This window comes from Pseudomonas sp. IT-P100 (assembly GCF_949767185.1).
Classification (GTDB): domain Bacteria; phylum Pseudomonadota; class Gammaproteobacteria; order Pseudomonadales; family Pseudomonadaceae; genus Aquipseudomonas; species Aquipseudomonas fluorescens_B.
This window is the reverse complement of sequence record NZ_CATKQK010000011.1, coordinates 551,691-578,320: the sequence shown is the minus strand read 5'-3', so window position 1 is coordinate 578,320 and position 26,630 is coordinate 551,691. Positions and strand designations below refer to the sequence as shown.

The 26,630-nt window shown below is 61.1% G+C and carries 22 protein-coding genes and 3 tRNA genes; 3 read left to right on the top strand and 22 right to left on the bottom strand.

Translation table 11 applies throughout. From position 1 onward, the window contains the following. Positions 1 to 801 (top strand): aldolase/citrate lyase family protein, encoded by an 801-nt coding sequence (locus ACM6IQ_RS10860; RefSeq protein WP_414878709.1) that lies wholly within the window; start codon positions 1 to 3, stop codon positions 799 to 801. 16 nt (positions 802 to 817) lie between these two features. Continuing rightward, entirely contained in the window at positions 818 to 2,242 is a 1,425-nt protein-coding gene (gene aldA / locus ACM6IQ_RS10855) for an aldehyde dehydrogenase (RefSeq protein WP_414878708.1), read from the top strand. A gap of 118 nt (positions 2,243 to 2,360) precedes the next feature. Here aldA and ACM6IQ_RS10850 read toward each other — a convergent pair whose 3' ends face one another. From ACM6IQ_RS10850 to leuC, 22 genes are all read right to left on the bottom strand, one after another. Continuing rightward, the gene (locus ACM6IQ_RS10850) at positions 2,361 to 4,778 is read right to left on the bottom strand and encodes a TonB-dependent siderophore receptor (RefSeq protein ID WP_414878707.1); all 2,418 of its coding nucleotides are present in this window, start codon (positions 4,776 to 4,778) and stop codon (positions 2,361 to 2,363) included. 67 nt (positions 4,779 to 4,845) lie between these two features. Continuing rightward, positions 4,846 to 5,790, bottom strand: a complete 945-nt coding sequence (locus ACM6IQ_RS10845) for a FecR domain-containing protein (protein ID WP_414878706.1) — start codon at positions 5,788 to 5,790, stop codon at positions 4,846 to 4,848. Beyond that, on the bottom strand, positions 5,787 to 6,296 hold the full coding sequence (locus ACM6IQ_RS10840; protein ID WP_017337643.1) for a sigma-70 family RNA polymerase sigma factor: 510 nt from the start codon (positions 6,294 to 6,296) through the stop codon (positions 5,787 to 5,789). Before ACM6IQ_RS10840 ends, ACM6IQ_RS10845 begins: the two co-directional genes overlap by 4 nt. A 250-nt stretch (positions 6,297 to 6,546) precedes the next feature. Continuing rightward, a tRNA-Asp gene (locus tag ACM6IQ_RS10835) sits at positions 6,547 to 6,623 on the bottom strand. Between the two features lie 88 nt (positions 6,624 to 6,711). Continuing rightward, positions 6,712 to 6,788, bottom strand: a tRNA-Asp gene (locus ACM6IQ_RS10830). A gap of 54 nt (positions 6,789 to 6,842) precedes the next feature. Continuing rightward, positions 6,843 to 6,918: transfer RNA gene (locus tag ACM6IQ_RS10825), tRNA-Val, on the bottom strand. A gap of 115 nt (positions 6,919 to 7,033) precedes the next feature. After that, positions 7,034 to 7,810, bottom strand: coding sequence for an SDR family oxidoreductase (locus tag ACM6IQ_RS10820; protein ID WP_017337642.1), 777 nt, complete (start codon positions 7,808 to 7,810; stop codon positions 7,034 to 7,036). After that, positions 7,807 to 9,018: an O-succinylhomoserine sulfhydrylase gene (locus tag ACM6IQ_RS10815; RefSeq protein ID WP_017337641.1), complete on the bottom strand. Its 1,212-nt coding sequence runs from the start codon at positions 9,016 to 9,018 to the stop codon at positions 7,807 to 7,809. The genes ACM6IQ_RS10820 and ACM6IQ_RS10815 overlap by 4 nt, the downstream gene beginning before the upstream one ends. 64 nt (positions 9,019 to 9,082) lie before the next feature. Then, on the bottom strand, positions 9,083 to 10,588 hold the full coding sequence (purF, locus tag ACM6IQ_RS10810) for an amidophosphoribosyltransferase (protein WP_007905939.1): 1,506 nt from the start codon (positions 10,586 to 10,588) through the stop codon (positions 9,083 to 9,085). 41 nt (positions 10,589 to 10,629) lie between these two features. Next, entirely contained in the window at positions 10,630 to 11,190 is a 561-nt protein-coding gene (locus ACM6IQ_RS10805) for a CvpA family protein (protein ID WP_017337640.1), read from the bottom strand. A 99-nt stretch (positions 11,191 to 11,289) separates the two neighbouring features. Further along, positions 11,290 to 11,961: an SPOR domain-containing protein gene (locus ACM6IQ_RS10800; RefSeq protein WP_414878705.1), complete on the bottom strand. Its 672-nt coding sequence runs from the start codon at positions 11,959 to 11,961 to the stop codon at positions 11,290 to 11,292. Beyond that, complete coding sequence (gene folC, locus ACM6IQ_RS10795) at positions 11,945 to 13,252, bottom strand: bifunctional tetrahydrofolate synthase/dihydrofolate synthase (protein WP_414878704.1); 1,308 nt, start codon at positions 13,250 to 13,252, stop codon at positions 11,945 to 11,947. The genes ACM6IQ_RS10800 and folC overlap by 17 nt, the downstream gene beginning before the upstream one ends. Next, positions 13,249 to 14,169 carry an acetyl-CoA carboxylase, carboxyltransferase subunit beta gene (accD, locus tag ACM6IQ_RS10790; protein ID WP_008028281.1) on the bottom strand — a complete coding sequence of 307 codons (921 nt, stop codon included), beginning with the start codon at positions 14,167 to 14,169 and terminating at the stop codon, positions 13,249 to 13,251. The genes folC and accD overlap by 4 nt, the downstream gene beginning before the upstream one ends. 209 nt (positions 14,170 to 14,378) lie before the next feature. Continuing rightward, positions 14,379 to 15,002 (bottom strand): phosphoribosylanthranilate isomerase, encoded by a 624-nt coding sequence (locus ACM6IQ_RS10785; RefSeq protein ID WP_017337637.1) that lies wholly within the window; start codon positions 15,000 to 15,002, stop codon positions 14,379 to 14,381. Positions 15,003 to 15,065: 63 nt separating this feature from the next. After that, positions 15,066 to 15,890, bottom strand: a complete 825-nt coding sequence (truA, locus tag ACM6IQ_RS10780; RefSeq protein ID WP_031318628.1) for a tRNA pseudouridine(38-40) synthase TruA — start codon at positions 15,888 to 15,890, stop codon at positions 15,066 to 15,068. A 309-nt stretch (positions 15,891 to 16,199) separates the two neighbouring features. Then, on the bottom strand, positions 16,200 to 18,836 hold the full coding sequence (locus tag ACM6IQ_RS10775) for a FimV/HubP family polar landmark protein (RefSeq protein ID WP_414878703.1): 2,637 nt from the start codon (positions 18,834 to 18,836) through the stop codon (positions 16,200 to 16,202). Between the two features lie 206 nt (positions 18,837 to 19,042). After that, a complete protein-coding gene (locus ACM6IQ_RS10770) occupies positions 19,043 to 20,053 on the bottom strand; it encodes an aspartate-semialdehyde dehydrogenase (protein WP_017337634.1) in 1,011 nt (336 codons plus the stop codon). A 244-nt stretch (positions 20,054 to 20,297) separates the two neighbouring features. Beyond that, positions 20,298 to 21,410, bottom strand: coding sequence for an aspartate-semialdehyde dehydrogenase (gene asd / locus ACM6IQ_RS10765; protein WP_414878702.1), 1,113 nt, complete (start codon positions 21,408 to 21,410; stop codon positions 20,298 to 20,300). A 68-nt stretch (positions 21,411 to 21,478) separates the two neighbouring features. Beyond that, on the bottom strand, positions 21,479 to 22,561 hold the full coding sequence (gene leuB, locus ACM6IQ_RS10760) for a 3-isopropylmalate dehydrogenase (protein WP_017337632.1): 1,083 nt from the start codon (positions 22,559 to 22,561) through the stop codon (positions 21,479 to 21,481). A 51-nt stretch (positions 22,562 to 22,612) separates the two neighbouring features. Continuing rightward, the gene (locus tag ACM6IQ_RS10755) at positions 22,613 to 23,380 is read right to left on the bottom strand and encodes a class I SAM-dependent methyltransferase (protein WP_017337631.1); all 768 of its coding nucleotides are present in this window, start codon (positions 23,378 to 23,380) and stop codon (positions 22,613 to 22,615) included. Between the two features lie 135 nt (positions 23,381 to 23,515). Then, positions 23,516 to 24,160 carry a 3-isopropylmalate dehydratase small subunit gene (leuD, locus tag ACM6IQ_RS10750; protein ID WP_414878701.1) on the bottom strand — a complete coding sequence of 215 codons (645 nt, stop codon included), beginning with the start codon at positions 24,158 to 24,160 and terminating at the stop codon, positions 23,516 to 23,518. A 10-nt stretch (positions 24,161 to 24,170) separates the two neighbouring features. Then, complete coding sequence (gene leuC / locus ACM6IQ_RS10745) at positions 24,171 to 25,589, bottom strand: 3-isopropylmalate dehydratase large subunit (RefSeq protein ID WP_414878700.1); 1,419 nt, start codon at positions 25,587 to 25,589, stop codon at positions 24,171 to 24,173. 147 nt (positions 25,590 to 25,736) lie between these two features. On the opposite strand from leuC, the gene ACM6IQ_RS10740 reads away from it, so the two are divergent. Beyond that, the gene (locus tag ACM6IQ_RS10740) at positions 25,737 to 26,627 is read left to right on the top strand and encodes a LysR family transcriptional regulator (protein ID WP_017337628.1); all 891 of its coding nucleotides are present in this window, start codon (positions 25,737 to 25,739) and stop codon (positions 26,625 to 26,627) included. The last annotated feature ends 3 nt before the right edge of the window (positions 26,628 to 26,630 follow it).

The following is a 26,630-nucleotide window of genomic DNA, read 5'->3' as shown; positions in this document are numbered from 1 at the left end:
ATGAACATGCCTCACAACGCTTTCAAGGCCGCCCTGAAAAACCCGGCAACCCAATATGGAATCTGGGCCGGTTTCGCCACGGGCTACGCCGCCGAGATCGTCGCCACCACCGGTTACGACTGGATGCTGATCGACGGCGAACACGCGCCGAACACCGTGCCCGGCGTGCTGGCGCAACTGCAGGCGGTGGCGCCCTACGCCACCGCGCCGGTGGTGCGTGCGGTGACGGGCGACGCCAACCTGATCAAGCAACTGCTGGATATCGGCGCGCAGACGCTGATGATTCCGATGGTCGAAACCGCTGAGCAGGCAGCGGCACTGGTCCGCGCCATGCGTTATCCGCCGCACGGTATTCGCGGCGTCGGCGGCGGTTTGACCCGCGCTACACGCTGGGATGGCGTACCGGATTACCTGAACACCGCGCATGAGCAGCTGTGCCTGATCGTTCAGGTGGAATCGCGCACGGGTGTTGAAAACGTCGAAGCGATTGCCGCCGTCGAAGGCGTCGATGCGGTGTTTATCGGCCCGGCGGATCTGTCCATCGGGCTTGGTCACGCCGGCAATCCCGGTCACCCGGAAGTCCAGGAACGGATTCAACACGCGGTGAACGCCACGCTGGCGGCCGGCAAGGCCTGCGGCATTCTTGCGCCGAACGAAGAGGACGCGCGCCGCTATCAGAGCTGGGGTTGTCAGTTCATTGCGGTGGCCATCGATATCAGCCTGCTGCGTCAGAGCGCCATGGCCACCCTGGCGCGTTATCGCACACCGGCCACCACTCAAGCGCCATCGCGTACCTACTGATCAAGGAGTCGTCTCCATGCCTGTCTACGAAAACTTCATCAACGGCCGGTTTGTGGCCAGCGCTGCTCATCTCGACGTGATCAACCCGGCCACCGGCGCGGTGCTGTCGAAAGTCCCGGCCTCGACTGCCGAAGACGTAGACCGCGCCCTCGCCGCCGCCCGCGCCGCGCAAAAAGACTGGTCGCGCAAACCGGCGATTGAGCGCGCCGGGCATCTGCGTCGCATCGCCGCCAAGCTGCGGGAAAACGTCGCGCACCTGGCGCGCACCATCACGCTGGAACAGGGCAAAATCAGCGCCCTGGCGGAAGTCGAAGTCAACTTCACCGCCGATTACCTCGACTACATGGCCGAATGGGCAAGACGCATCGAAGGCGAAATCATCACCAGCGACCGCCAGAACGAAAACATCTTTCTGTTCCGTAAGCCGCTAGGCGTAGTCGCCGGGATTCTGCCGTGGAATTTTCCGTTCTTCCTGATCGCCCGCAAAATGGCGCCGGCACTGCTGACCGGCAACACCATCGTGATCAAGCCCAGCGAAGAAACCCCGAACAACTGCTTCGAATTCTCCCGACTGGTGGCGGAAACCGACCTGCCGCCCGGCGTGTTCAATGTGGTCTGCGGCGACGGTCGAGTCGGCGCGGCGCTCAGCGCGCACAAGGGCGTGGACATGATCAGCTTCACCGGCAGCGTGGATACCGGCTCGCGAATCATGGCCGCCGCCGCGCCGAACATCACCAAACTCAATCTGGAACTGGGCGGCAAGGCGCCGGCGATTGTGTTGGCGGATGCCGATCTGGATCTGGCGGTGAAGGCCATCCGCGATTCGCGGATTATCAACAGCGGTCAGGTGTGCAACTGCGCCGAGCGGGTGTATGTCGAGCGCAAGGTCGCGGACCAGTTTATCGAGCGTATCGCGGCAGCCATGAGCGCTACCCGCTTCGGCGACCCGATCGCCCAGCCGGATGTGGAAATGGGGCCGCTGATCAACCGTCAGGGCCTGGACAGCGTCAACCGTAAAGTCCGCACGGCGTTGAGCCAGGGTGCGAGTTTGATCAGCGGTGGGCAGATTGCCGATCTGCCGAACGGTTTCCACTTCCAGCCCACCGTGCTCGCCGGTTGCAACGCTACGATGGACATCATGCGCGAAGAGATTTTCGGCCCGGTGCTGCCGATTCAGATCATCGATGACCTCGACGAAGCCATCGCCCTGGCCAACGACTGCGAATACGGCCTGACGTCGTCGATCTACACCCGCGACCTGAGCAAAACCATGCACGCGATGCGCGAGCTGGATTTTGGCGAAACCTACGTGAATCGGGAGAATTTCGAAGCCATGCAGGGCTTCCATGCCGGGGTGCGTAAATCCGGGATTGGCGGTGCGGATGGCAAGCACGGGTTGTATGAGTACACCCATACGCATGCGGTGTATTTGCAAGGCTGAAACTGGCAATGAACCTGTGGCGAGGGAGCTCGCTCCCGTCCGGGTGCGAAGCACCCACAGAGGGGACGGCTACGCAGTCCAGCGGGAGCAAGCTCCCTCGCCACAATTTGCTGACTGCTTAAAAGTCCACAGTCGCCGAAAGGAGGTAGGTTCGCGGCGTCGACAGCGTCAATCCAGGCTCACTGTCATCCGAAGCCCCGGCCGAACTCCAGTAGCGCTTGTCCGCCACGTTCTCGACATTGGCCCGCAGGGTGATGTTCTTGTCCTCGACCTTGAACGCATAACGTGCGCCCACGTCGAAACGCTCCCACGAATCGATTTCCTTGTTGTTGGACTGGTCCAGGAACTGCGAGCTGGAATAGATGCCGCGGCTGGTCAGGGTCAAGCCCTGTACGGTCGGCACGTCCCACTCGGCGCCGAGGTTGACGTTGTATTTGGGCGTTGCCGGCGCGCGGTTGCCGTCGAAGGTGCCATTGGTGGTATTGGTCAACTCACTGTCGATGTACATGACACCACCGAGCAAGCGGAAACCTTTGAGCGGCTCACCGAAAACACTCAGCTCCACACCGTCGTTCTGACGTTTGCCATTCGGGCCAAAGACGCGCGTCGTGGCGTTGGTTTCATAGGCCGGCTGCTTGATCCGGAACACCGCAGCGGTCACCGCGAACTGACCCGCATCATACTTGGCGCCGACCTCGACCTGGCGACTGACGAACGGCGGGAAGATCTCGTCCTCGTTGATCGAGGTCGACGGGGCGATCTTGCCCTGGCTCAGGCCTTCCATGTAGTTGGCATACAGCGACAGCTTATCGGTCGCCTTGAACAGGATACCGCCCGACGGCGAGACCTTTTCCTCATCGTAGGCGGTGTCACCTTTGACATCAGCCGTCCAGTCGTCGACCTTCACACGCTGCCATCGAGCGCCGAGGGTCAGCAGCAGCCGGTCATCGAAGAAACCCAGGGTGTCGGACAACGCCACACCGGTAGAGCGATTCTCGGTGTAGACCTTCGAATCGAGTCGAGTGGGCGTGACCGGCGTGCGCGTTTCCACGGGGTTGTAGAGGTTGCTGTTGGCATTGGCATACCGGGCGCCGCCATTTTCGAAGTCCATGTAGAAATAGCTGGCCGCCAGGTTGACCTCATGGCTCACCGGGCCGGTGTGGAACCAGTTGCGCACCCCGGCGGTAGCCGTGCGGACACTTTCGTCTCGGGTGAAGTCACGGGGCTGAACGGTGAAGTCGCCCTTGTTGTTGGTGACTGAAACGGCGTGACGGAGGAAGTCATGATTGCTTTCACGCGCGCCTACGCCGCCGTACAACATGACGTTATCGCTGACATCGAATTCGCCGTTCACCGTGCCGAACGTATCGTTGGTACTCGCCTTGCTCCAGGGTTGCGCATAGTTGTGACGTACGTCGCTGGCGTGCGGAACCTGTGCGTTGGCGCCGACTTGCACGCGCTCTTGCGGTGCGTCGGTATCACGCTCGGTGCGCCCCAGGTCGGTCGAGAGTCGCAGGCGTTCACCGCGAAAATCCAGGCCCAGTACGGCCATCTCGCGGTCGACATTCTGGTGATCCCATTCGGTGTCGCCGGACTGCTTCACGCCGTTGAAACGAATCCCGAACTTGTTGTCTTCACCAAAGCGCCTGCCAATATCCACGGCACCGCCGGTCTGGCTGTCGGACGCGTAGTTGCCGGTGAACGAAGTGATCGGCTTGTCCGTCGCGCGCTTGGGCACCACGTTGATCCCGCCACCCACGGCGCCTCGCGGCGAGATGCCGTTGATGAGCTGGCTCGGGCCTTTGAGAATGTCGACGCGGTCGGCCATTTCCATGTCGATCGTGTAGGTCGGCAGAACGCCGTAGAGACCGTTATAGGCGACATCACTGTTGAACAGGCTGAACCCGCGAATGGTGAACTGCTCATAGCGCCCACCGGCCGGGTTGGTGGCGCGAACCGAAGGATCGCTGGCGATCAGTTCGCCCAAGGTACGCGCCTGCACATTCTTGACCACCTCACTGGTGTAAGTGGTCATGCTGAACGGCGTTTCCATGAAGTCTTTCGAGCCCAGCAAGCCCTGGGAACCGCGGCGCGCGACCTGGCCACCGGCATACACCTCGCCGTCCGCCCCGCCTGTGGCGCCAAGAATCGAGGTGGGGGCCAGCTGCAGGCTGCTGCCTTCTGGGGCCGGGGTCAGGATGTAAGCCTGTTCGCCCACCGGCTGCAGTTGCAGACCGGAACCTTGCAACAATCGCGCAAAGCCCTCCTCCACGGCATATTCGCCGGAAAGACCGGTGCTGTTGCGACCGCTCACCAACGCAGGGTCTACCGAGAGATTGACGCCAGCCAACCCGGCGAAACGGGTCAGCGCATCGCTCAGGCTGCCGGCAGGTACCTGATAACTGCGCCGGGCACTGTCGTCGGCCCAACTGGAGGTGATGAACAACGGACTGGCACTCAGGCCCAACAACAGGCTCAGGTGCAACAACGGACGCAGGCGCAAAGAAGCCGGGCGTGGATGGCAGGTTGCGGACATTGAAATGGCTCTCTTGATTCGTTCACATGCCTTGAATGACAAGCGAGTCGAAAAAAGGGGACAGGCTTCACACACTATTTTTGCGCGGCAGCAACGTGACCCAGTAGCGGGTTCGGGAATGCACCTCTAGCGGCAGGCTGGCCGCAAGCAGCGCGAGGACGCGATCAGTGTCGTCCAGCCGGAAACTGCCGGTGACGCGCAGTGTTTCCAGCTCCGGCTCCCAGCGCAGAACGCCCGGACGGTAAGTGCCGAGTTCGCGGAGGAAATCCCCCAGCGGCTGGTTCCTGGCCATCAGCACACCTTCGCGCCAACCGGGAGCCAGCGCATCGAATGGCGTGATCGCTCCGACACCCACCGCTTGCAGGGTGACCTGCTGGCCGCCGCGCACTGCCAGCGCCGGCCCTTGCAAGGGCTGCAACTGCACAGACCCGTTGAACACCGACACTCGACAGCCTTGCGCGTGCTGGCGAACGCAGACTTCGCTTTGACTGACGATGACATTGCCGAACTTCGTCTGGATCGTCAGCGGCGCAGTCCCCGGCACCTTCAGCGACAGTTCGCCCTCGATCAGTTTCACACGGCGGCTCTGCAAATCCACATCGACGACACTGGCGGTGTTGAGTTGCAAGGAGCTGCCATCGGCGAGCTGCACTTTTTTACGCTCGCCAGTGGCCGTGTGCAGATCGGCACGCCAGACATCCAGAGGCAATTGTCGGCTGATCAGCCAGGCCGTCGGCACCAACGCCACGGCGCCCAATGCGCGCTTGAGCACCACGCGCCGCCCCGGATCAGGACGATCCAGACTGCTCAGCGCCAGCCCTGAAGGCAGGTCGGCGAAACGCTGACGCAAGGCATGCGCCTTCTGCCAGGCGTGCTCGTGAGTGGCGCAGGTCTCACGCCAACGTTGCAAATTCGCCCGGTCCTGCTCATTGGCGCCGCCCGATTCCAACAACGCAAGCCACTGCGCCGCAGCACGGACAGCCTGACGGGCATCGGACGCTTGACTGTTCACAGGTCCACCAACAGGCAATGCTCGTAGGCTTGCGCCATGTAGCGTTTGATCGTGCGCTCGGACACCTCCAGGCGCTCGGCGATTTGCTGGTAGTTCAAACCTTCGAGCTGACTCCAGAGAAACGCCCGTCGCACTGCCCTCGGCAGTCCGTCGAGCAGTTCATCCAGCGCTTGCAGGGTTTCCAGCAGCAACCAGCGCTGCTCGGGTGATGGCGCACACTCTTCGGGCATCGACGCCAACGCGGCCAGATAGGCCTGCTCCAGACTGCGACGCTGGTAGAAATTGCTCAGTAGGCGTTTGCCCACCGTCAGCAGATAGGCACGGGGTTCTTGCAGGTCGGCGATCCGCTGGGAGCTGGCCAGCAAACGCAGGAACGTATCCTGGCTCAGGTCCGCCGCATCACAGCCGTTGCCCATGCGTCTTCTCAACCAGCTTTCAAGCCAGCCCCGGTGATCGCGGTACAGGTCGTGAAGGGTTTGCTCCTTCGGCATCACTGCATCACTCATCTCAAGAAGCCCTGTGCCAAGGAGTTATCGTAAATGAGAGTGATTCTAATTAATATCGAAGCCGGGAACCAAGTCCTTTATGCACCGCACGGGCAGAAAGTTGGCTCTGGAAAGGCTGGAGTGGCATAAAAAGCCAAATTTCAGACACAAAAAACCCCGGTCTTTCGACCAGGGTCTTTGCTATCGACTCGAAGTAAACCAAAGGCTTTCTTCGTAGCTCCAAGGCGTTCAGTGGGCCTTGAGGCAGATATGGCGCAGCGGACGGGACTCGAACCCGCGACCCCCGGCGTGACAGGCCGGTATTCTAACCGACTGAACTACCGCTGCGTATCGCTTTGGACTTGCGTCCTAACTCGTCTGATCGAAAGCTTCGAGCCTTTCAATCTCGAGTCAGGCAAACCTGACCCGGAAAATATGGCGCAGCGGACGGGACTCGAACCCGCGACCCCCGGCGTGACAGGCCGGTATTCTAACCGACTGAACTACCGCTGCGCGTCGGTGGAGGCTTTTCAGCTTCCATCTTGCTTTCGCAAGACTCTCAAGAAGTGGTGGGTGATGACGGGATCGAACCGCCGACATTCTGCTTGTAAGGCAGACGCTCTCCCAGCTGAGCTAATCACCCTTTGCTTCTCTGAGGCCGCGAAATTTACGCACCTAACGAAGCTAAGTCAATAGCCCGCTTGAAGTTTTTCTGAAAAAGACAAAATCGTGTCATTCGCGCCAACGCCGCTGCCCTGTCACTCGCTGTAAATCATCTTCTTGGTCATGCCGCCATCGACCACAAATTCCTGGCCCGTGACGAAACCCGCATTCTTCGACAGCAGCCAGGCAACCATCGCCGCCACGTCCTCGACCGTCCCTACCCTGCCCGCCGGATGCTGCGCGTGGTCAGCTTCGGTGAGGGGTTCGGCACGCCGCACCGCAGGGTCCCGCGCATCGATCCAGCCAGGACTGACGGCATTGACGCGAATTTCCGGACCCAGGCTGATCGCCAACGCATGAGTCAGGGCCAACAGCCCGCCCTTGCTCGCCGCGTAAGCCTCTGTGTCGGGTTCCGACTGCCCGGCACGGGTCGAGGCCAGGTTGACGATCGCACCGCTGTGAGCGCGCAGGTACGGCGCACAGTGCTTGGCCAACAGCATCGGCCCGCTGAGATTCACCGCCAGTACCCGATTCCAGTAAGCCAGATCGAGGCTTTCCAGGGTGATGTTGTGCGGATCGGCCACTGCCGCATTGCACACCAGCGCATCCAGACGCCCGAACTGCCCCAGCACCTCGGCAACACCCAGCGCGACCTGCCCCTCGTTCGAGACGTCCATGGCGATGAACCAGGCGTTATCACCCAGAACCTTCGCCACTTTCGAACCACGCACCCGGTCCAGGTCCGTCAACACCACCTGCCAGCCTTCGCTGATCAGCCAGGCCGCAATCCCCAGACCAATGCCTCGTGCGGCACCGGTTACCAGTGCAACGCGGCCATTGGAACCGGTCGTCGGGATGGACAACTCGATCACAAGGCAGCCAACCCGCGCGCCAGATCGGCCTGCAGGTCGGCCACGTCTTCCAGACCGACCGCAATTCGGATCAGGCTGTCACGAATGCCCGCCGCTTCACGCTCCTGCGGCGCCAGACGGCCGTGGGAGGTGGTGCTCGGGTGGGTGATGGTGGTCTTGCTGTCACCGAGGTTGGCGGTGATCGAAATCAACCGGGTCGCATCGATAAAGCGCCAGGCGCCCTCTTTGCCACCTTTGACCTCGAAACTCACCACGGCACCGAAACCTTTCTGCTGACGCTGAGCCAACGCGTGCTGCGGGTGGCTTTTCAGGCCAGCGTAATGGACTTTCTCGACACCGTCCTGCTGCTCCAGCCATTCGGCCAGTTGCTGGGCATTGGCGCAGTGCGCCTTCATGCGCAGGCTCAGCGTTTCCAGGCCCTTGAGGAAAATCCAGGCATTGAACGGGCTCAAGGTTGGCCCGGCAGTGCGCAGAAAACCGACGACCTCTTTCATCTGCTCGCTACGACCGGCCACGACGCCGCCCATGCAACGACCCTGGCCGTCGATGAACTTGGTCGCCGAGTGCACGACGATGTCCGCGCCCATCTTCAGAGGCTGCTGCAACGCAGGCGTGCAGAAGCAGTTGTCCACTACCAGCATCGCGCCTTTGGCGTGAGCGATTTTCGACAACTCGGCGATATCCACCAGCTCCGCCAGCGGGTTGGACGGCGATTCGACGAACAGTAATTTGGTATTGGCCTTGATTGCCGCATCCCAGCCGGACAGGTCCGCCAGAGGCACGTAATCGACTTCGATGCCGAAGCGCTTGAAGTACTTCTCGAACAGGCTGATGGTCGAACCGAACACGCTGCGCGACACCAGCACATGATCGCCAGCACTGCACAGGCTCATCACCACCGCCATGATCGCGGCCATGCCGGTGGCGGTCGCCACGGCCTGCTCAGCGCTTTCCAGCGCGGCAATGCGCTCTTCGAACGCGCGAACGGTCGGGTTGGTGTAACGCGAGTAAACGTTGCCCGGCACTTCCCCGGCGAAGCGCGCGGCCGCGTCGGCGGCGGTACGGAAGACGTAGCTGGAAGTGAAGAACATCGGATCACCGTGTTCGCCTTCCGGCGTGCGGTGCTGACCGGCGCGTACGGCCAGGGTATCGAACGCTACGCCTTCGAGGTCGCTGTCCAGCCGACCGGCATCCCAATCCTGACTCATGCTGTCACTCCTTGCCTTGCTCTTCTAGTAGATACAAAACCGGCCCCTCAGGGCCGGTAGTTACTCAGTTGTTGTACAGATCGATGATCGCGCTGACTGCCTGCGTCTTGACCTTGGAGGCATCGTTACGTGCCTGCTCGATCTTGTTCAGGTAAGCCTCGTCGACGTCGCCGGTCACGTACTGGCCGTCGAACACCGCACAATCGAACTTCTCGATCTTGATCTTGCCGCCACCCACCGCTTCGATCAAGTCAGGCAAATCCTGATAGATCAGCCAGTCTGCGCCGATCAGATCCGCAACGTCCTGAGTCGAACGGTTATGCGCGATCAGCTCGTGAGCGCTCGGCATGTCGATGCCGTAGACGTTCGGGTAGCGAACGGCCGGCGCCGCGGAGCAGAAGTAGACGTTCTTGGCGCCGGCTTCGCGGGCCATCTGGATGATCTGCTTGCAAGTCGTGCCGCGAACGATCGAGTCGTCCACCAGCATCACGTTCTTGCCGCGGAACTCCAGCTCGATGGCGTTGAGCTTCTGGCGTACCGACTTTTTCCGTGCGGCCTGGCCCGGCATGATGAAAGTACGGCCGATGTAGCGGTTCTTCACGAAGCCTTCGCGGAACTTGACGCCCAGGTGGTTCGCCAGCTCCAGCGCTGCGGTGCGGCTGGTGTCCGGAATCGGGATGACCACGTCGATGTCGTGATCCGGACGCTCGCGCAGGATCTTCTCGGCGAGCTTCTCACCCATGCGCAGACGGGCTTTATAGACCGACACGCCGTCAATGATCGAGTCCGGGCGCGCCAGGTAGACGTGCTCGAAGATGCACGGGGTCAGAGACGGGTTGGTCGCGCACTGACGGGTGTGCAGCTTGCCGTCTTCAGTGATGTAGACCGCTTCGCCTGGTGCCAGGTCGCGAATCAGGGTGAAACCGAGCACGTCCAGGGACACGCTTTCGGAGGCGATCATGTACTCGACGCCTTCGTCGGTGTGACGCTGGCCGAAGACGATCGGGCGGATGCCGTGCGGGTCGCGGAAACCGACGATGCCGTAGCCGGTCACCATCGCCACGACGGCGTAACCACCGACGCAGCGGTTGTGCACGTCAGTGACTGCAGCGAACACGTCTTCTTCGGTCGGCTGCAGCTTGCCGCGCTGGGCCAGTTCGTGCGCGAACACGTTCAGCAGCACTTCCGAATCGGAGTTGGTGTTGACGTGGCGAAGGTCAGATTCGTAAATCTCCTTGGCCAGCTGTTCAACGTTGGTCAGGTTACCGTTGTGCGCCAGGGTGATGCCGTAAGGCGAGTTGACGTAAAACGGTTGAGCTTCGGCCGAGGTCGAGCTGCCCGCGGTCGGATAGCGCACATGGCCAATGCCCATGTGGCCGACCAGACGCTGCATGTGACGCTGATGGAACACGTCACGCACCAGGCCATTGTCCTTGCGCAGGAATAACCGGCCGTCATGGCTGGTCACGATACCGGCAGCGTCCTGGCCGCGGTGCTGGAGGACGGTTAGCGCGTCATACAGCGCCTGATTGACGTTCGACTTACCGACGATACCGACGATGCCACACATGCGACGCAACCCCTACTTAATGGATCTGAACTGAACACAACTCACTGAGGCGTTTTGGCCGTCGGCAAGAGGTGCTCCTTGAACGGTATTTCAGCGGGTACGCTGATACCGCTGGCAAGCCACTGACTGCTCCACCCGAGGATCAGGTTTTTGGACCAGTCTGCGACCAATAGAAATTTTGGCACGAGCTGCGACTGTTGCCACCACCCGTCCTGCTGTACCGGCCCCAGGCTCAACAGCCCGACCGCCACGACCACCAGCAACACGCCACGCGCAGCGCCGAAGGCCATGCCGAGGAATCGATCGGTCCCGGACAACCCGGTAACGCGAACCAACTCGCCGATAAGATAATTGATCATTGCGCCTACGATCAGCGTGGCGACAAACATTATTGCGCAGCCCGCGATCACGCGAGCCGATGGCGTTTCGATGTATCCGGCGAGGTACTCGGACAATGCACCACCGAACATCCAGGCAACGACTCCTGCGATGATCCAGGTCACCAGCGATAATGCTTCCTTGACGAAGCCGCGGCTCAGACTGATCAATGCGGAGATGGCGATGATTGCAACGATCGCCCAGTCAACCCAGGTAAATGGCACAGTGCAGCCTACAGACGGATAAGGCGGCGCATTTTAGCAGAGCCCATGCTTATCGGTAAGCTGCGATTGTCAGTGCATTTCAAATCGGGGCGATAGTTTTTAACCGCGCTCAGGCTGGAAGCGCACCACAAAACCCTTGAGGTTCTGCTGACGGTTCAACAAGTCACGCAGACGATCGGCTTCTGCCCGCTCGATCAGCGGCCCGACGAATACCCGATTCTTGCCGTCAGCCGTGCGAATGTAGGCGTTGTAACCCTGGCTGCGCAGGGTTTTTTGCAGATTTTCAGCGCTGGCACGATTCGACAGGCTGGCCAGTTGCACGGACCAGCTGACCGACAGGCCATTGGCGTCGACCCGGCTTTGCGTCGTGTCCGGTTTACCCGGTGCGGCAGTGATCGGCTGGCTTGGCGCAGTCGTTGGTTTGTTGACCGGAGCCGGTGCCGGAGGCGGTGTAACCGGCTTGGCGGCGGGCGCAGGTGCAGGCGCAACGGGAGCCGTCGGTGCGATCGGCATCTCTGGCTCTTCCTGCTGGGCGATTTCGTCATCACTCGGCACAGGCTCTTGCGGCAAGGCTTGAGGCTCAGGCACGACCACCGGCTCAACCTGAACCTGCGGCACCGCAGGCACTTGCGGCGCAGCCGGCGCTTCGACCGTGACCTGACGCTGCTCATCCTGACGGGAAAACAGCATCGGCAGGAAAATCACTGCCAGTGCCACCAGCACCAGGGCGCCGACCATGCGCTGTTTGTAGGCCTTATCCAGCAATGCCATTTGCCGCTTCCTCCGTGGAGCGCCGGGCCAGCCATTCAAGGGCCTCGGCGACACAATAAAATGATCCGAACAACAGAATCTCGTCGTCGCTCGTCGCTTGCGCGCACTGCCCGTCCAGGGCAGCGGCCACGCTGTCATAGGACGTTACCGAAGCACCAAGGTTCTGCAACGACCCATGCAAATCGGCAACCGGCCGCGCCCGCGGTGAATCCAGCGGCGCAACAGCCCAGTGCTGGACACTAGCATTCAATTCGCTGACAACACCATCCAGATCCTTGTCCGCCAACAACCCGAACACCGCCAGACGCCTGCCGACCGGTGGACGACTAGCCAGACGGCGGGCCAGGTATTCGGCTGCGTGGGGGTTATGCCCCACATCCAGCAACAGGTTCAGGCGCTTGCCTTGCCAGTCAAACTGGCGGCGATCGAGACGACCGACAACCCGCGTGGCCTTCAGCGCAGCAATAATCTGCGCGTCCACCCAAGGCAAACCGAGCAACAGATAAGCCTGTAGCGCCAGTGCGGCATTTTCCATCGGCAGATCGAGCAGTGGCAGATCATGCAACTCGACTACTCGCCCCTGAGCGTCGAGACCGCGCCATTGCCAGTTGTGATCGGTAACGCCGAGGTCAAAATCACGACCCCGCAGGAAAAACGGGCAGGCCAGCTCGCGCGCCTTGTCCAGCAGAGGTTGAGGAGGATTCAGATCGCCACAGAGCGCAGGCGCGCCCTGGCGGAAGATGCCGGCTTTCTCAAAAGCCACGGACTCACGGGTGTCACCCAGATAATCGGCGTGATCAACGCCGATGCTGGTCACCAGCGCCATGTCGGCATCCACCACGTTGACCGTGTCCAGACGTCCGCCCAGGCCGACTTCCAGCACCACGGCATCAAGCCCGGACCGTTGAAACAGCCAGAACGCCGCCAGGGTGCCCATTTCGAAATAGGTCAGGGAAGTCTCGCCACGCCCCGCCTCTACCGCAGCAAAGGCCTCGCACAGCTCAGCGTCAGTCGCTTCGACGCCGTTGACCTGCACCCGCTCGTTGTAACGCAGCAGATGCGGGGAATTGTAGACACCGACTTTCAGACCCTGCGCCCGCAGCAACGAAGCCACGAATGCGCAGGTAGAACCCTTGCCGTTGGTGCCAGTGACCGTGATCACCCGAGGCGCCGGCTTGCCCAGCCCCATGCGGGACGCTACCTGTTGCGAGCGCTCAAGGCCCATGTCGATGGCCGAAGGGTGCAACTGCTCAAGGTAGGCGAGCCACTCGCCAAGGGTACGTTCAGTCATATGTTGGCTGGCACCGGTGGAACCACGATCGGCTCGATGGGTGCAGCAACGAATTTCGGCGTCGGCTTGCCGGTCAGTTGCGCCAACAGGTTGCCCAGACGCGGACGCAGTTCCTGACGATGAATGATCATGTCGATCGCACCGTGCTCCAGCAGGAATTCACTGCGCTGGAAGCCTTCCGGCAGTTTTTCGCGAACGGTTTGCTCGATCACACGCGGACCGGCGAAGCCGATCAGGGCTTTCGGCTCGCCGACGATCACGTCGCCGAGCATCGCCAGGCTGGCGGAAACGCCGCCGTAGACCGGATCGGTCAGCACGGAGATGAACGGAATGCCTTCTTCACGCAGACGCGCCAGCACCGCGGAGGTCTTGGCCATTTGCATCAGGGAAATCAGGGCTTCCTGCATCCGCGCACCACCGGAAGCGGCGAAGCAGATCATCGGGCATTTGTTTTCCAGGGCGTAGTTGGCGGCGCGCACGAAGCGCTCACCGACGATGGCACCCATGGAACCGCCCATGAAGGAGAATTCAAAAGCCGAAACCACCACCGGCATACCCAGCAGCGTGCCGCTCATGGAGATCAGTGCGTCTTTCTCGCCCGTCTGCTTTTGCGCTGCGGTCAGACGGTCCTTGTACTTCTTGCCGTCACGGAATTTCAGGCGGTCGACCGGCTCCAGGTCCGCACCCAGCTCGCTGCGGCCTTCGGCGTCGAGGAAAATGTCGATACGGGCGCGCGCGCCGATACGCATGTGATGGTTGCACTTGGGGCAAACGTCCAGGGTCTTTTCCAGCTCCGGACGATACAGCACAGCCTCGCAAGACGGGCATTTGTGCCACAGACCTTCAGGCACCGAGCTCTTCTTGACCTCGGAACGCATGATCGAAGGGATCAGTTTGTCTACTAACCAGTTGCTCATGCTTTCTTTCTCCAGTACCGGCGGCCCGAACGCTCTGGTTCGCAGCCCCGCGTATGCCCTTGAGCTAAATTCATGTGTGTGGCGATGATCGGTGGATAGCCGGGTCAATGAAGCATGACCTGCGTACAACCCATCAATCCTCAGCCGTGCCTGCTTTGTGCAGCGCAGTGCATTTTGGGACGGCGGCAGTCTGCCAGCCGTCACATCAACTACGTGCTACTGCGTACAGCCTTGATGAATGCCTGAATCTTTGCGTGATCCTTGATGCCCCTGCTCGCCTCCACCCCACCGCTGACGTCCACGGCGTAAGGCCGAACCCGGGCAATCGCCTCGGCGACGTTATCCGGCGTCAAGCCGCCCGCCAGGATGATCGGTTTGCTCAAGCCTTGAGGTATCAGAGACCAGTCGAATGCTTCGCCGGTTCCGCCGGGTACGCCTTCAACGTAAGCGTCGAGCAGGATACCGCTGGCACTTGGGAACGCATTGCATGCCGCGGCAATGTCGTCGCCGGCCTTGACCCGCAGCGCCTTGATGTACGGCCGGTGCCACCCCTCACAATCGGCAGCGGTTTCGTCGCCATGGAACTGCAGCAAGTCCAGCGGCACGGCATCGAGCAGTTCGCCCAACTCGCAACGGCTGACGTTGACGAACAACCCCACAGTGGTCACGAACGGCGGCAGCGCCCTGATGATGTCGCGCGCCTGCTGAAACGTCACGGCCCGTGGGCTCTTGGCGTAAAACACAAACCCGATGGCATCAGCCCCGGCCTCGACTGCCGCCAACGCATCTTCTATGCGGGTAATCCCGCAAATCTTGCTGCGAACGGCTGACATGTCGATAAAACCTCAGGGCAAATCCGGGAAAGTCCCGGATGGTAACAAATGCGTTCGAGGGCGTCAGCCGTCAAGTTCGGCGAAACCGGTCAAGAAGTGTGGACCGATGTAACGCTCGGGCAATTCGAACTCGTCGCGGTACTCGACCTGCACCAGGTACAGGCCGAATGGATGCGCCGTCACCCCGCCGGAACGGCGAATCCGGCTCTCCAGCACTTCCTTCATCCACTCCACCGGACGCTCGCCGGCACCGATGGTCATCAGTACTCCGGCAATGTTGCGCACCATGTGGTGCAGGAAAGCGCTGGCGCGAATATCCAGCACGATCATCTTGCCGTGGCGCGTGACACGCAGGTGATGCAATTCCTTGATCGGCGACTTGGCCTGGCACTGACCCGCACGAAAAGCACTGAAGTCGTGGGTGCCGACCAGGTACTGCGCGGCCTCGGCCATGCGCTCGGCGTCGAGGGGGCGGTGATTCCAGGTGATTTCTTCGTTCAGGTGCGCCGGGCGGATCTGGTCGTTGTAGATCACGTAGCGATAGCGCCGGGCGATGGCCTTGAACCGAGCATGGAAATGCGCGGGCATGACCTTGGCCCAACTGACGCTGACGTCGTGGGGCAAGTTGATGTTGGCGCCCATGACCCAGGCTTTCATCGAACGCTCGACTTGCGTGTCGAAATGCACCACCTGACCGCAGGCATGCACGCCCGCATCCGTGCGCCCGGCGCAGAGCAGCGACACCGGTGAGTCGGCGACTTTGGACAAGGCCTTTTCCAGGGTCTCCTGCACTGTGAGCACACCGGACGCCTGACGCTGCCAGCCGCGAAAACGCGAGCCTTTGTATTCAACGCCCAAGGCGATGCGGAAAAAGCCGTCAGCCGCCATTTCGGCAGCCGGGTTATCTATATTTGCCAAGGAGTAACAGCCTGCTGATCAACGCAAAGGCGGGCATTATAAGGCCGCCGGACCGGGACGCCAGAGGCGCGTGCCGTTTGTGCCGCTGCAGCGCCCATACCGACCTCTTTATATAGATAGCCTACCCGGCCGTTCGGTGCGCTTTATGAGGATTTGCTGGCTTAAGAAAATCAAATGTCGGTGCGGGCTTGCTGGCTCGCACATTGAATTTCGCCACTCCCAAGAAACAAAAACGGCAGCCTCAAAGGGCTGCCGTTTTGTTTACGCTTTACCGATCAATCAAGCCAGACGCGCAAGCATTTCCTTGGCTTCGCTCTTCTGACCCGCATCTCCCTCGGTCACAACCTCGTTGAGGATGTCCCGTGCGCCGTCGGCGTCGCCCATGTCGATGTAGGCCTGGGCCAGGTCGAGTTTGGTGGCGACTTCGTCGGTGCCCGAGAGGAAATCGAATTCCGGCTCGTCTGCGGCGGAGGCCAATGCGTCTTCCGCGGTGAAGGTCGGCTCGCTGATGCTCTGGGACAGACGATCCAGCTCGGCGTTGACGTCATCCAGCTCTGCCGCGAAGGCGTCCGGAGCATCCATTTCATCGGCCAGCGACAGATCGAAATCAGCCGGCAGCTCCAGATCGTCCAGCGCCACCTCAGGAACGACTGGCGCTTCAGCGGCAGGCAGGTCCTTGACGTCGTCATCCAGGCTCAACAGGAAATCGTCTTCAGCGAGGGTCGCTGGCGACGCGTCGCCACCGAGGTCCATGTCCAGGTCGAAGTCCGACAGGTCGTCGAGATTTTCCTTGATTTCAGTCTGCTGCTGCAGCACCGACTCAAAGCTCAGGTCGTCGTCCAGCGGGAATTCATCCAGTTCGGCCAAAGCCTCTGGCGAAGGCGTCGGCTCAGGCGCAGCCACCGCCGGAGAAGCATTTTCCAGATCATCCAGACTCAGATCAAACGCGCTATCGAAATCGTCATCAGCCAGTGCCGGGGCCGGGGCTTCGGGCTCGTCCATCAGCAGGTCCTTGACGTACTGGGCGTCCAGTTCGGCGGCGACAGCCGCAGCCGCCAGGCCACCCGCCACGACGACCGCCATGGCCGGGAAGCGGCTTTTCAGCTCTTCGACACGGGCAAAGTTTTCGCCGTTGGCCACGAGCTGACGCTCCTGGGCCACGAACGCATCGCGATCGCCCTGCTGACCGTAGACTTCCATCAGCTTCAGACGCAGGTCACTGCGCTGAGGTTCTTGTTTGATGCCGTCTTCCAGCAACGCAGCCGCCTGATTCAGGCGACCGGCAGCCATGTGCGACTGCGCCTTGGTCAGCACGTCGTCATCGCGATCAGCGGCAGGCGCGACCAATGGCGCGGCGATCGGTGGCGTTACCACCACTGGTGCAATCACTGGAGCCGGTGCCGGTGCCGGGGTCGGCGCTGGCGCAGGAGCCGGTGCAGTCGCGAGCTTCACGCTTGGCGGCGGCACTTCCAGACCTTCAAAGCTGCTTTCAGGCAAGTCCAGATCAGCAGAGAACTCCTGCTCCTCGGACAACGCACGCGCCATGCGCAGGTGCTTCTCGGCTTCCTGCTGGGCTTTGCGGCGACGGGCCAGCAATAGCAGCAACAGCAGCAGAACCACCGCCCCGCCACCGACCATGCCCAGCAACCACGGATTGGTCAGCAGTTCATTAAACTTCTGGTCGTCAGATGTTGCAGGCGCTGGCTCGGCAGGCGTCTCGGCCGGGGCCGGCGTTGCTTCGGGGGCCGTCGCCGAAGGGGCTGGCGTCGCCGGCGCGCCTTCGACAGGCGCAGGGGTCGGGCTCAATTCGGCCGAGATGGCCGGCGCCGTCGTCGCAGCAGCCGGCGCACCCGCAGCACCTTCAGCCTGTAACTTGGCCAGTTGATTGTTCTTCAGCTCGATCAGGCGTTGCAGCTTGTCCAGCTGACTTTGCAGATCGGTCATGCGGCTTTTCAGTTCAGCGTTGTCACGACGGGTCGTGTCGAGGCTTTCCTGGGTCACGGCCAGCTTGTTGTTCAAGGCTTTGGCGTCGCCGCCCGCACCTTTGCCACCGGCCTTGCCGGACTCGGCGGACACCAGGCTCAAATTGTCCTTGGCAGCCTGCGCAGGAGTGCCTTCACCGCGAGCGCGTTTGGTCGCGTCGAGTTGCTGCTGTCCTGTTCCAGGCTTGGCTACATAGCGACGGCCCTGACGCCACGCGGTGTTCTGCGCGGCGACTTCAGCAATGGCTTTGGGTTGCGGCACGCTGGTGGCCTGCGCCTGATCCGGCAGGCGCAGGACCTGACCGGTCTTCAGCAGGTTGATGTTGCCGTTGATGAACGCATCCGGATTCAGCGCCTGGATGGCCAGCATGGTTTGCTGAACCGAGCCGCCATTACGCGCCTTCGCAGCGATTTCCCACAGGGTATCGCGCGGCGTGGTGGTGTATTCGGTCGGTTTGGCGGCGCCCGTCACGGGAGCAGTGACCGTCTGGGTCGGCGCCGGTTGCGCAGCCGCTTCAGCGGTTTGCGGCGAGAATTTGGATGGATCGAGCAGCACACTGTAATCGCGCAGCAGGCGACCATTGGGCCACATCACCTGAACCAGGAATTTCACCATCGGTTCGGACAGCGGCTTGCTGGAGGTCACACGCAGGACGCTTTTACCACTGGCGTTGAGCACCGGGGTGAAGCTCAGGTCATTGAGGAATGCCTGGCGGTCGACACCGGCCTTGGCGAAATCTTCGGGCGACGCCAGGCTCGGCACCACTTCGGCAGCGGTGAGTTCCTTGACGTCGAGCAATTCGATTTCCGCCACCAGCGGCTGGTTCACCGACGACTTCAGGGTCAGCTCCCCGAGTCCGAGGGCATGCGCCATACCGGAGGACAGCGCCGAGGCGGCCGCTATTGCTAACACCAGTTTGCGAACTTGAACCATAGCCTCATCCTTTGTTTGAACATTCCTCGGCCAGCGAGAAGGTGTTGATAGTCGCTGCCGCAAGGCATTGCGCGCGACGGCGAAGTGTCGTCGCGCGCGAACTTTTCTTGCATGCCCCGGAAAGCCCCGCAGGGTAGCTCGCCTTCAGCAATCCGGCCAGGCATCGCCCGGCTAGAATCATTCTGTAATTTGTTGCCAAGTATCTTTTACAGCAGGTCTTTTATCAACAATTCAGCCACCTGCACAGCATTGAGCGCCGCGCCTTTGCGTACGTTATCTGACGTCAGCCACAAATTAAGTTCCGACGGGTCGTCGATTCCAGCGCGAACCCGACCGACGTAGACCACATCCTGCCCTACCGCATCGCCGACAGCGGTCGGGTAATCACCGGCTTCCACCAGCTCTACACCGGGTGCGTCTTCCAGCGCTTCGTTGATTTTTGCCAGGTCCACGACGCTTGCTGACTGCAAGGTCACACTAAAGCTATCGCCAAAAAACACCGGGGCTTGAATGCAAGTGACGGAAATCTTTAATAAAGGCAAAGCCATGACCTGACGCAGCTCACGCACCAGACGTTTTTCCAGCAGCGTATGGCCTTGATCATCCGGCTTGCCGACTTGCGCCAGCAGGTTGAAAGCCATCTGCCGATCGAAAAAAGTCGGCTCCAGCGGACGCACATTGAGCAGTTCGGCGGTTTGGCGTGCCAGCTCTGTAACGGCTTCGCGGCCCTGGGCAGAAACGGCCAGACTGGCGGTCACATTGACGCGTTGCAAGTCGAGCAGACCCAGCAACGGTGCGAGCACCACGGCCAATGTGGTGGCCGACGGGCTTGGGCTGCTGACCTGGAATGGCTTTTTCAGGCCGGCCAACACCCGGGCATTGGCTTCCGGCACCACTTGCGGCGCCTGATCGGCCGGCAAGGCGCCGGACAGATCGATCAGCGAGCACCCGGCGGCCGTGGCGCGCGAGGCGAAACTCAAGGTCACCGCCGGGCCTGCGGCGAAAAACACCAACTGCACTTTGCTGAAGTCGAACTCATCGACTTCCCGCACCCGCACGTTCTTGCCGCGAAACGGCACCGAATGCCCGGCGGATTCGCTACTGGCCAGCAGGTGCAAATTGCCGACCGGAAAGTCGCGTTCTTCGAGTATCTGCACCAGCGTTTCGCCAACAGTACCGGTGGCGCCGATCACGGCAATATCAAAGGACTGGCTCATGGTTCTACCTCTGGCGAAACGGGGGGAGCGGCACTTTACCGGGTGGGTGGCGTGCAGGCAATTCGGCCTGGGTCTGCGGCGTCTGTTCCGGCCCCTTCGCGAGCAAGCCCGCTTGTGTCTAGGCCTAGGGATAAACCCTGGGGTGAGAGGGGTGGATGGCAAGCACCTGATCAATGTCAGACTACCGGGAATAAAAAAACCCGCACCTCTTTCAAGGCACGGGCTCTTTCATTGCTTCAATCAATCAACGCTCAAGCAGAATCCGCAGCATGCGACGCAGCGGCTCGGCCGCGCCCCACAGCAGCTGGTCGCCGACGGTGAACGCGCCGACGAACTGCGAACCCATGTTCAGCTTGCGCAGACGACCCACCGGAACATTCAGGGTGCCGGTGACCTTGGTCGGGCTCAGCTCCTGCATGCTGATGTCGCGGTTGTTCGGCACCAGCTTGACCCATGGGTTGTGCTGGCTGATCAGCCCTTCGATGTCGGCGATCGGCACATCTTTGTTCAGCTTGATGGTCAGCGCCTGGCTGTGGCAACGCATGGCGCCGATGCGTACGCAGATGCCATCCACCGGGATCGGGCTCTTGAAGCGACCGAGGATCTTGTTGGTCTCGGCCTGGGCTTTCCACTCTTCGCGGCTCTGACCGTTCGGCAGTTCCTTGTCGATCCACGGGATCAGGCTGCCGGCCAACGGTACACCGAAGTTTTCGGTCGGGTACGCGTCGCTGCGCATGGCTTCGGCGACACGGCGGTCGATGTCGAGGATGGCACTGGCCGGGTCTGCCAGTTGATCGGCGACAGCGGCGTGAGTCACACCCATTTGCTTGATCAGTTCACGCATGTGCTGCGCGCCGCCACCGGAGGCCGCCTGATAAGTCATAGCGCTCATCCACTCGACCAGACCGGCCTCGAACAGACCGCCCAGGCCCATCAGCATCAGGCTGACGGTGCAGTTGCCGCCGATGTAGTTCTTGGTGCCCGCGTCGAGCTGCTGATCGATGACCTTGCGGTTCACCGGGTCCAGCACGATCACCGCGTCATCCTGCATGCGCAGGCTGGAAGCGGCGTCGATCCAGTAACCCTGCCAGCCGGCTTCGCGCAGTTTCGGGAAGACTTCGCTGGTGTAGTCGCCACCCTGGCAGGTCAGAATCACGTCGAGGGTTTTCAGCTCTTCAATGCTGTAAGCGTCCTTGAGCGGAGCAATGTCCTTGCCCACGGACGGGCCTTGGCCACCGACATTGGAAGTGGTGAAAAACACCGGCTCGATAAGATCGAAATCCTGCTCTTCCAGCATCCGCTGCATGAGCACGGAACCGACCATACCGCGCCAACCGATCAGACCTACACGTTTCATCGCAACTACACCTTCTTAAAAAGTGGGCCGCTGCTTTCAAGAGTGAAAGTTGCAGCGGGCCCGAGAGATTACAGATTCCGCAGCGCGGCGACTACTGCGTCACCCATTTCCTGCGTACCGACTTTAGTGCAACCGGTCGACCAGATGTCACCCGTACGCAGGCCTTGGTCCAGAACCAGACTGACGGCTTTCTCGATCGCATCCGCCGCGCCCTGCTGGTTGAAGCTGTAGCGCAACATCATCGACACCGACAAAATGGTCGCCAGCGGGTTGGCGATGCCTTTGCCCGCGATGTCCGGCGCAGAGCCGTGGCACGGCTCGTACATGCCCTTGTTGTGGGTGTCCAGGGACGCCGAGGGCAGCATGCCGATGGAACCGGTGAGCATCGACGCCTGGTCGGACAGGATGTCGCCAAACATGTTGTCGGTGACGATCACGTCGAACTGCTTCGGTGCGCGCACCAGTTGCATGGCGGCGTTGTCGACGTACATGTGGCTCAGTTCGACTTCCGGGTAATCCTTGGCCACTTCCTCGACGATTTCCCGCCACAACTGGCTGGAAGCCAGGACGTTGGCCTTGTCCACCGAGCACAGCTTCTTGCCACGTACCATGGCCATGTCGAAACCGACACGGGCGATGCGGCGGATTTCGCTTTCGCTGTACGGCAGCGTGTCGTAGGACTGACGCTCGCCGTTTTCCAGGGTACGGGTGCCGCGTGGCGCGCCGAAGTAGATACCGCCGGTCAGTTCGCGAACGATCAGGATGTCCAGACCGGAAACGATTTCGGCTTTCAGGCTGGAAGCCTCGGCCAGTTGCGGGTACAGGATCGCCGGGCGCAGGTTGCCGAACAGGCCCAGTTGCGCACGAATTTTCAGCAGGCCGCGCTCAGGACGGATGTCACGCTCGATGGCGTCCCATTTCGGACCGCCCACGGCGCCCAGCAAGACAGCGTCGGCTGCGCGGGCACGTTCCAGGGTTTCGTCGGCCAGTGGCACGCCGTGCTTGTCGATGGCGGCGCCGCCGATCACGTCGTGGCTCAGCTCGAAGCCCAGGTTGTACTTGTCGTTGGCCAGTTCCAGCACCTTGACCGCTTCGGCCATGATTTCCGGACCAATGCCGTCACCCGGGAGAATCAGAATCTGCTTGCTCATGCTTTCCTCATGTCTTCAATCGGTGTGCCCTTGAGCACACCCGGAAAAATTCTATCGCTCGGCCATCAGCACAAGCACATCGGTACTGAATGAACCATCGGGTTCAATCTCAAAATATTCGCGCACTTCATTGCCCATCGACTGCTGCAACTCGCGGATCGCGGCGCGCATCACCTGTGGCGTGCGCATGCGCTCGACCCAGCTGTTGTACTCCAGACGCAGGCGCTGGCGCGTGGTGCTGCGAGTGTGCAGCCCCGCCTCGCTGACCTGGCGCAACCACTCGCCGGCGGAATAATCGCGCACATGGCTGGTGTCGCGCAGCACTTCGACGCTTTGCAGATAAGTGTCGAACAACGGACTGCCCGGTGACAACACATCGACGAACGCCGCCACGCCGCCCGGCTTCAGTACCCGACGGACTTCGCGCAGGGCCAGGCCGAGATCACTCCAATGGTGCGCCGAATAACGGCTGAACACGAAGTCGAACTCGCCATCGGCGAACGGCAGGCGTTCGGCGGCGCCTAGGGCCGTGGTCACGTTACTCAAACCGCGGTCAACGGCGGCGGCGGCGACCACGTCGAGCATTTGCTGGGACAGGTCGTAGGCCACCACTTCCTTGACCAGCGGGGCCACGTGAAAACTCACGTGGCCGGCGCCGCAACCCAGGTCCAGCACTCGGGCATCGCCCTGCCCGGCCACTTCGGCTTGTAGCAGTGCGAATTCGGTGCCTTGAGCGTGCACGGCGCTGCTCAGATAGGCTGCGGCCTGTTCACCGAATTGCTTTTGTACAACCTGAGTGTGCTGGGCGGTGCTGGTCATAGTCATATCCTTGATATGTGTGTTGTCTGAACTGTCGTCATCGCCAGAAAGCTCGTTCCCACAGGGTTTTGTGAACGCCGCAAATCAATGTGGGGCCAGCCTGCTGGCGATGGCGTCATCACGCCTTACGCAAACTTACGCGTCGCGAAACAACCAGGGCTGGCTCGCCCGGTGCTTGGCTTCAAACGTCGCAATCGCCTCGTGGTCCTGCAAGGTCAAACCAATGTCGTCCAGGCCATTGAGCAGGCAATGCTTACGGAATGCGTCGATTTCGAAGCTCAACACTTTGCCATCTGGCCGGGTCACGGTCTGAGCTTCGAGATCCACCTGCAACTGGTAGCCAGGATTCGCTTCAACCTGCTGGAACAGCTCATCCACCTCAGCGTCGCTCAAGATGATCGGCAGCAAGCCGTTCTTGAAGCTGTTGTTGAAGAAGATGTCGGCGTAGCTCGGCGCAATGATGCTGCGGAAACCGTACTCTTCCAGCGCCCACGGCGCGTGTTCACGACTGGAACCGCAACCGAAGTTTTCGCGGGCCAGCAACACGCTGGCGCCTTGATAACGCTCGGCATTGAGGACAAAGTCCTTGTTCAGCGGACGCTTGGAGTTGTCCTGATACGGCTGGCCCACATCCAGATAACGCCACTCATCGAACAGGTTCGAGCCAAAACCGGTGCGCTTGATCGACTTCAGGAACTGCTTCGGAATGATCTGGTCGGTGTCGACGTTGGCACGATCCAGAGGCGCGACAAGACCAGTGTGCTGGGTAAAAGCTTTCATGCTGCGCTCCTTAGATCAATTCACGGACGTCGACAAAACGACCGTTCACAGCGGCGGCGGCGGCCATGGCCGGGCTCACGAGGTGGGTACGACCACCGGCGCCCTGACGGCCTTCAAAGTTACGGTTGGAGGTCGATGCGCAATGCTCGCCCGACTCCAAACGGTCCGGGTTCATCGCCAGGCACATCGAGCAACCCGGCTCGCGCCATTCAAAACCGGCGTCGAGGAAAATCTTGTCCAGGCCTTCCGACTCGGCCTGCGCCTTCACCAGGCCCGAACCCGGCACCACAATGGCCTGCTTGATGGTCGAAGCCACTTTGCGGCCCTTGGCGATGACAGCTGCAGCGCGCAGGTCTTCGATCCGCGAGTTGGTGCAGGAGCCAATGAAAACACGGTCGAGCTGGATGTCGGTGATCGCCTGATTGGCGGTCAAACCCATGTATTTCAAAGCGCGTTCGATGGAGCCACGCTTGACCAGGTCCATTTCCTTCGCAGGATCGGGAACGTTCTGGTCAACGGCCAACACCATCTCGGGCGAGGTGCCCCAGCTGACTTGCGGCTTGATCTGGGTCGCGTCGAGCTCGACGATGGTGTCGAACGTGGCGTCTTTATCCGTCACCAGGTCTTTCCAGGCTTCGACAGCCAAGTCCCATTCCGCGCCTTTCGGGGCAAATGGACGACCCTTCACATAAGCCACGGTTTTTTCATCCGCTGCCACCAGGCCTACGCGAGCGCCGGCCTCGATGGACATGTTGCAGATGGTCATGCGGCCTTCGACCGACAGATCGCGAATCGCGCTACCGGCGAACTCGATCGCATGGCCGTTACCGCCGGCGGTGCCGATCTTGCCAATGACCGCGAGAACGATGTCCTTGGCCGTCACGCCGAACGGCAATTTGCCTTCGACGGACACCAGCATGTTCTTCATTTTCTTGGCGACCAGGCACTGGGTGGCGAGTACGTGCTCGACCTCGGAAGTGCCGATACCGTGAGCCAGAGCACCGAATGCGCCGTGGGTCGAGGTGTGGGAGTCGCCGCAAACCACGGTCATGCCCGGCAAGGTCGCGCCCTGCTCCGGGCCGATCACGTGCACGATGCCTTGACGCACATCATTCATCTTGAATTCGACGATGCCATATTCATCGCAGTTGTCGTCGAGGGTCTGGACCTGCAAACGCGAGACCTGGTCGACAATGGCGTCAATGCCGCCCTTGCGCTCCGGCGTGGTCGGTACGTTGTGGTCCGGGGTCGCGATGTTGGCATCGATGCGCCAAGGCTTGCGCCCGGCCAGACGCAGGCCTTCAAAGGCTTGCGGCGAGGTCACTTCGTGGATGATGTGACGATCGATGTAGATCAGCGCAGAGCCATCGTCGCGCTGCTTGACCAAATGCGAATCCCAGAGCTTGTCGTAGAGCGTTTTGCCGGCCATCAGACGGTTCCTCATCAGCTTGTTTCTATGCCCCGGGTCTTGAGATTTTCAATAACCCTTTGGCTTGTGAGGTCGATCCTAGGGGGTTACATTAAATAACTCAAATTCATATTTTTTATGCTTTGGATAACCAACTGGAATACAGCAATGGACCTCGCCAACCTCAATGCCTTTATTGCCATCGCCGAGACCGGAAGCTTCTCCGGCGCCGGTGAACGGCTGCACCTGACACAGCCGGCGATCAGTAAACGCATTGCCGGGCTGGAGCAGCAGTTGAAGGTGCGCCTGTTTGACCGCCTGGGCCGCGAAGTCGGGCTGACCGAGGCCGGTCGAGCCCTGCTGCCACGGGCTTATCAGATTCTGAACGTGCTGGACGACACCCGCCGCGCCCTGACCAACCTGACCGGCGAGGTCAGCGGCCGCCTGACCCTGGCCACCAGTCACCACATCGGCCTGCACCGTTTGCCGCCCTTATTGAGGGAATTCACCCGCCGTTACCCGCAAGTCGCGCTGGATATTCAGTTCCTCGATTCGGAAGTGGCCTACGAAGAAATTCTCCACGGCCGTGCCGAACTGGCGGTCATCACCCTCGCGCCGGAGCCCCACGCGCTGGTCAAGGCCACGCCGGTGTGGGACGACCCGCTGGATTTCGTGGTCGCCCCGGAGCATTCATTGATCAGCAATGGCGCGGTGACCCTGGCGGACATTGCCCTGCACCCGGCCGTATTCCCCGGCGGCAACACCTTTACTCACCACATCGTCCAGCGCCTGTTCGAAGCGCAAGGCCTGACGCCGAATATCGCCATGAGCACGAATTATCTGGAAACCATCAAGATGATGGTCTCGATCGGCCTGGCCTGGAGCGTGTTGCCGCGCACCATGCTCGACGATCAAGTTGCACGAATACCTTTGCCGGGCATACAACTGTCTCGCCAGCTAGGCTATATCTTGCACACCGAACGGACGCTGTCGAACGCAGCACGGGCCTTCATGGCCTTGCTGGATGCACAAATCGATTTGCCAGGGACTCCAGGCTAACTT

Bases quoted from the DNA above. Each gene is read 5' to 3' on its own strand.
- ACM6IQ_RS10770 (WP_017337634.1), bottom strand. From the start codon at position 20,053: ATGAGCCAGTCCTTTGATATTGCCGTGATCGGCGCCACCGGTACTGTT.
- asd (WP_414878702.1), bottom strand. From the start codon at position 21,410: ATGAAACGTGTAGGTCTGATCGGTTGGCGCGGTATGGTCGGTTCCGTG.
- accD (WP_008028281.1), bottom strand. From the start codon at position 14,169: ATGAGCAACTGGTTAGTAGACAAACTGATCCCTTCGATCATGCGTTCC.
- ACM6IQ_RS10785 (WP_017337637.1), bottom strand. From the start codon at position 15,002: ATGTCAGCCGTTCGCAGCAAGATTTGCGGGATTACCCGCATAGAAGAT.
- aldA (WP_414878708.1), top strand. From the start codon at position 818: ATGCCTGTCTACGAAAACTTCATCAACGGCCGGTTTGTGGCCAGCGCT.
- ACM6IQ_RS10740 (WP_017337628.1), top strand. From the start codon at position 25,737: ATGGACCTCGCCAACCTCAATGCCTTTATTGCCATCGCCGAGACCGGA.
- purF (WP_007905939.1), bottom strand. From the start codon at position 10,588: ATGTGTGGCATCGTCGGTATCGTCGGTAAGTCGAACGTCAATCAGGCG.
- leuC (WP_414878700.1), bottom strand. From the start codon at position 25,589: ATGGCCGGCAAAACGCTCTACGACAAGCTCTGGGATTCGCATTTGGTC.
- leuB (WP_017337632.1), bottom strand. From the start codon at position 22,561: ATGAGCAAGCAGATTCTGATTCTCCCGGGTGACGGCATTGGTCCGGAA.
- leuD (WP_414878701.1), bottom strand. From the start codon at position 24,160: ATGAAAGCTTTTACCCAGCACACTGGTCTTGTCGCGCCTCTGGATCGT.
- ACM6IQ_RS10850 (WP_414878707.1), bottom strand. From the start codon at position 4,778: ATGTCCGCAACCTGCCATCCACGCCCGGCTTCTTTGCGCCTGCGTCCG.
- truA (WP_031318628.1), bottom strand. From the start codon at position 15,890: ATGGCGGCTGACGGCTTTTTCCGCATCGCCTTGGGCGTTGAATACAAA.
- ACM6IQ_RS10840 (WP_017337643.1), bottom strand. From the start codon at position 6,296: ATGAGTGATGCAGTGATGCCGAAGGAGCAAACCCTTCACGACCTGTAC.
- ACM6IQ_RS10755 (WP_017337631.1), bottom strand. From the start codon at position 23,380: ATGACCAGCACCGCCCAGCACACTCAGGTTGTACAAAAGCAATTCGGT.
- ACM6IQ_RS10775 (WP_414878703.1), bottom strand. From the start codon at position 18,836: ATGGTTCAAGTTCGCAAACTGGTGTTAGCAATAGCGGCCGCCTCGGCG.
- ACM6IQ_RS10815 (WP_017337641.1), bottom strand. From the start codon at position 9,018: ATGAGTCAGGATTGGGATGCCGGTCGGCTGGACAGCGACCTCGAAGGC.
- ACM6IQ_RS10800 (WP_414878705.1), bottom strand. From the start codon at position 11,961: ATGGCATTGCTGGATAAGGCCTACAAACAGCGCATGGTCGGCGCCCTG.
- folC (WP_414878704.1), bottom strand. From the start codon at position 13,252: ATGACTGAACGTACCCTTGGCGAGTGGCTCGCCTACCTTGAGCAGTTG.
- ACM6IQ_RS10860 (WP_414878709.1), top strand. From the start codon at position 1: ATGAACATGCCTCACAACGCTTTCAAGGCCGCCCTGAAAAACCCGGCA.